The following is a 2151-nucleotide window of genomic DNA, read 5'->3' as shown; positions in this document are numbered from 1 at the left end:
TCCGTGCTGCTGGAGGGCGGCCCGACCCTGGCCGGGGCGTTCCTCGCCGCCGGCCTCGTCGACCGGGTCGTCTGCTACCTCGCCCCCGTCCTGCTGGGCGCCGGGCCCGCCGCCCTCGCCGACGCCGGAATCGGGACGATCGGCGAGGCGTTGCGCCTCGATGTGACCGCCGTCGACCACCTCGGCCCCGACCTGCGGCTGACCGCCGTACCGGGTCCCGTGCCCGAGCCGCCCACCACCAAGGAGAGCTGACGTTGTTCACCGGAATCGTTGAGGAACTCGGCGAGGTCGTCGCCGTCGAAGAGCTGCCCGACGCCGCCCGTTTCCGGCTGCGCGGCCCCGCCGTCACCGAGGGCGCCCGGCACGGCGACTCCGTCGCCGTCAACGGAGTGTGCCTGACCGTCGTCGACCACGAGGGCCACGAGTTCACCGCCGACGTGATGGCCGAGACCCTGAACCGCTCCAGCCTCGGCGGCCTCGGCCCCGGCGACCGGGTCAACCTGGAGCGCCCCACCGCCGTCGGCGGGCGCCTGGGCGGGCACCTGGTGCAGGGCCACGTCGACGGCACCGGCGAGATCCTGGCCCGTAAGACTTCCGACAACTGGGAGGTCGTCACCGTCTCCCTGCCCGAGGGCCTCGGGCGCTACGTCGTGGAGAAGGGCTCCGTCACCGTCGACGGCGTCAGCCTCACCGTCGTGGACGCCGGCCCCGACTTCTTCACGATCAGCCTCATCCCCACCACCCTCGCGCTGACCACCCTCGGCTTCAAACAGCCCGGCGACAGGGTCAACCTGGAGGTCGACATCGTCGCCAAGTACGTCGAGCGGCTGCTCGCCCCGCACGCCGCCCGCGCCGGGGGAGCGCGGGAGTGAGCACCCTCGACTCCCTGAACGGCGTGGCCTTCTCGGTGTTCGGCGAGGACATCAAGTGGGCCGACATGACCGGCAACGTGCTGGGCCTCGCCGCCCTCGCGCTGGGCTGGCGCCGCTCCGTGGCGGTCTGGCCGGCCCAGCTGCTCTCCGGCGCGGTGCTCGTCGTCGCGTACGCCTCCGCCGGCCTCACCGGCGGCGTCGGCAAGCAGCTGCTGGTCGTCGGCGTCTCGGTGTGGGGCTGGACGCAGTGGACGCGCGGCCGCCGCGAGAACGGGGCGATACGGGTGCGCTTCGCCACCTGGGCAGAGCGCGCCTGGCTCGCCGCCGCCACCGCGGCCGGCACCACCGCCGTCGCCCTGCTCTTCCTCGCCGTCCCGTCGCTGTCCTGGAACCCCTGGCCGGACGCCTACCTCTTCACCGGCTCCGTCGCCGCCATGGTCGCCATGGCCCGCGGCTGGGTCGAGTTCTGGTTCGCCTGGCTGGCCGTCGACGCCGTCGGCGTCCCCCTCGCGTACTCCGGCGACCTGAAGTTCTCCGCCCTCGTGTACGTCGTCTACGGCGTCGTCGTCCTCCTCGGCCTGCGCGCCTGGTGGACCGCGAGCCGCCGCACCGCCCCGCCCGCCGCAGGGCGGCCGGAGGCACTGGAAGGAGCCGCCGCATGACCGCCCTTACGACCTGGCAGGCCGCCGGGGACGTGGAGGACCTGCGCCTCGACACCGTCGAGCGCGCCATGGAGGAGATCGCCGCCGGCCGGCCCGTCGTCGTCGTGGACGACGAGGACCGCGAGAACGAGGGCGACCTCGTCGTCGCCGCCGAGCTGATCACACCCGCCACCGTGGCGTTCATGATGCGCGAGTGCAGCGGCATGATCTGCATGCCGATGGAGGGCCGGGCCCTGGACCGGCTCGGCATCCCGCAGATGGTCCAGCGGAACACCGAGTCCATGCGCACCGCCTTCACCGTCACCGTGGACGCCGCCCCGGCCCACGGCGTCACCACCGGCATCTCCGCCTCCGACCGGGCGACCACGGTCCGGCTGCTCGCCGACCCCGCCGCCGTCGCCGGCGACTTCGTCAGCCCCGGCCACATCTTCCCGCTGCGCGCCCGGGAGGGCGGCGTGCTCGTCCGCGACGGGCACACCGAGGCAAGCGTGGACCTGGCCCGGCTCGCCGGGCTGCGGCCGGCCGCGGCGATCGTGGAGATCGCCGGGGAGGACGGCGAGATGCTGCGGCTGCCGCAGCTCGTGCCGTTCGCCCGCAGCCACGGCTTCGCGATCATC

General features: G+C 74.1%; 4 protein-coding genes. All 4 read left to right on the top strand.

Annotation, left to right across the window (positions count from 1 at the left end):
• Window positions 1–252, top strand: a 252-nt coding sequence (locus tag H5J30_RS28955) for a RibD family protein (RefSeq protein WP_181790235.1), incomplete at its 5' end; no start/stop codon positions are given.
• A 2-nt stretch (window positions 253–254) separates the two neighbouring features.
• The gene (locus H5J30_RS28950; protein WP_181790234.1) at window positions 255–872 is read left to right on the top strand and encodes a riboflavin synthase; all 618 of its coding nucleotides are present in this window, start codon (window positions 255–257) and stop codon (window positions 870–872) included.
• Window positions 869–1534: a nicotinamide mononucleotide transporter family protein gene (locus H5J30_RS28945; protein ID WP_181790233.1), complete on the top strand. Its 666-nt coding sequence runs from the start codon at window positions 869–871 to the stop codon at window positions 1532–1534. Before H5J30_RS28950 ends, H5J30_RS28945 begins: the two co-directional genes overlap by 4 nt.
• The coding region (ribB, locus tag H5J30_RS28940; RefSeq protein WP_181790232.1) for a 3,4-dihydroxy-2-butanone-4-phosphate synthase at window positions 1531–2151 on the top strand (621 nt) is incomplete at its 3' end. The genes H5J30_RS28945 and ribB, both read left to right, overlap by 4 nt.

The organism is Streptomyces phytophilus (assembly GCF_013870535.1).
Lineage (GTDB): Bacteria > Actinomycetota > Actinomycetes > Streptomycetales > Streptomycetaceae > Streptomyces > Streptomyces phytophilus.
Note: the sequence above shows the minus strand (reverse complement) of the source record. Positions and strands in the feature narration are given on the sequence as shown.